The organism is Arthrobacter sp. 35/47 (assembly GCF_000520475.1).
In the GTDB taxonomy this organism is placed as follows: domain Bacteria; phylum Actinomycetota; class Actinomycetes; order Actinomycetales; family Micrococcaceae; genus Arthrobacter_D; species Arthrobacter_D subterraneus.
Map to the genome: position 1 here is coordinate 144,589 of NZ_KI914617.1, position 2,161 is coordinate 146,749.

General features: G+C 65.7%; 1 protein-coding gene and 1 pseudogene. One reads left to right on the top strand and one right to left on the bottom strand.

What is annotated here, in order from left to right; translation table 11 throughout:
* Window positions 1-654: 654 nt before the first annotated feature.
* A complete protein-coding gene (locus tag X803_RS0114860; RefSeq protein ID WP_026545744.1) occupies window positions 655-1,758 on the bottom strand; it encodes a polyprenyl synthetase family protein in 1,104 nt (367 codons plus the stop codon).
* Window positions 1,759-1,903: 145 nt separating this feature from the next.
* Here X803_RS0114860 and X803_RS0114865 point away from each other — a divergent pair.
* Window positions 1,904-2,161 (top strand): annotated as a pseudogene (locus X803_RS0114865) (hypothetical protein); the annotation flags it as partial.

Genomic DNA, 2,161 nt, shown 5'->3' on the forward strand with positions numbered 1-2,161 from the left:
TTGCGGGGTCCTTCCAGCCGCTCGAGCAGGAAGCCGCGGACCGTGTCTCCCCGGCGCAACGCGCTCTCGACGATAACCGCGGCCTGGTCTCCCGGAAGACAATGAAGCGCGTGGACCAGCACATCGACTAGGCCAACCAGTGGGAGGTATGGGTGTGCAGGCACGCTCCTGGACCGGTGGTTGACCACATCTTTCGAGCGCGCATGAAGGCAATTCAGGTGGAGTAAGGGCGAGGGTGTATGTAGCCATAAACCATAGTGACTTGCCGCGGATACGCAGGTCAGAAAGCCGTCGTTCCGGATGGCGGTCAGAAAATCATAGGGTGCATCAGGCAATGCGAGCGCCCCAGGCCGCAGTCGTAATAGCTCGCCGCGACGGACGTGGGCTGCGATCTGCCGTTTGGTGACCCCCGTGTCAAGGAGCATTCCGGTGCGGGCGACGCCGCCCCAGTTTCTCATTAGTCCAAATGTGTCCATTGGACCAGCTCAGCCGGGAATGAGCCCGTCGGGCTCAGGAAATGCCGCTATGTGCATAACTCGCGTGCCGGATTGCTCAGCTTTCCACGGTGCTGCGGCTGGTTACCGCCCCCGTTGCAGGGGTCGCCCCGTCACACGACCTGAATACTGAGCAAACCGGCACAGCGGTGCCCCGGAATCAGACGTCGCGGCTGACAACCGCCTGCGCAAAGCTCGCCAGCGCCCGCTTGACCATGCTCTCCGGCAGCGGATCCAGAGCGGCGACGGCGTCTTCCGCCCACTGCTGCGCCACCGTCCAGGCCTGCTGGGTGACGGGGTGTTCCCGGAGCGCTGAGACCGCCTCGGCAAGTGCCTCGTCCGAGGTGAGGTCCCCGTCCACCAGGGTGAGCACGCGCTGCGCGGAGCCATCGCCGGCAGCAGCCGCCTGCCGCAGCAGCAGCACGGGGAGCGTGGGCACACCCTCCCGCAGGTCGGTGCCCGGGGACTTGCCGGACTTGACCTTGAGGCCGGTGACGTCGATGACGTCGTCCGCGAGCTGGAAGGCTACGCCGACCTTCTCCCCGTAGGACACCATGACGTCAACATCCGACGCCGGCGCATCAGCAAAAATCGCTCCCAGCTGGCCGGACGCGGCAACCAGGGAGCCCGTCTTGTCCGCGATGACCGAGAGGTAGTGCTCCACCGGATCCTCGCCGTCCCGCGGGCCCACCGTCTCATGCAGCTGTCCCAGACATAGCCGCTCGAAGGTGCGCGCCTGGATGCCCAGCGCGCGGGAACCGAGCTCCGACACCAGGATCGACGCCCGGGCAAAAATCAGGTCACCGGTCAGGATGGCCACGGAGTTGCCCCACACCTCGTGGGCCGTCGGTGCACCGCGGCGGTAGGGCGCGGAGTCCATGACGTCGTCGTGATAGAGGGTGGCCAGGTGGGTCAGTTCGACGACGACGGCGGCAACCACCACTTCCGGCTTCGTTGCGTCCCCGAGGTGGGAGGCGAGGATGGTCAGCAACGGACGGATCCGCTTGCCGCCGGCCTCCACCAGGTGGCGTGAGGTTGCATCGGCCAGGGGGTCCGAACTGGAGATCGCCTCGCGCAGCTGCTTCTCCACCTTCGCCAGGCATGTGGACACTGCCGGGCCGAGTTCCGGGTCCTCGGCGATCAGCGCAAAACCCGCGGGCAGGCGCAGCCCGGTAGCGATCACGCCGGTGCTCGGGTCCAGCTCCTCGATGAGCGGGCGCGGATGGCCAGCACTGGTCCAGCTGGTTGGGGGAGAATCCGTCATGGTGCTAAGCCTATCGGGCGAGGGACCCGATGCGAGCGCAGCGAGTATTGGGAGGAAACAGCCGGAACTTTTGTGTAGCTCTGGCGGGTTCCGGGCCTGGAAAGTCATACGGTCAGTGCAACGCCTCCCCGAAAGTGGTGTTGCTATGAAGAAGACGTGGTTCCTGCCGGAGCAGTGGGATAAGTTCTACGCGGTGTTGTGCTCGGGGGCCTCATTCAGTGAGGCTGCCCGGGTCGCGGGTGTGTCCCGCAACGGGGCCGCCTATCAGTGGCGTAAAACTGGCGGCATGACATTGATGACGGGCATTCCGGGCGGGCTGGCTGATCCGCCGACATCGGTTGGAACACCGGGGACGGGACGGCTGTCCCTGGTGGAACGGGCCACGATCATGGTCCGGTTACGG

Bases quoted from the DNA above. Each gene is read 5' to 3' on its own strand.
- X803_RS0114860 (WP_026545744.1), bottom strand. From the start codon at position 1,758: ATGACGGATTCTCCCCCAACCAGCTGGACCAGTGCTGGCCATCCGCGC.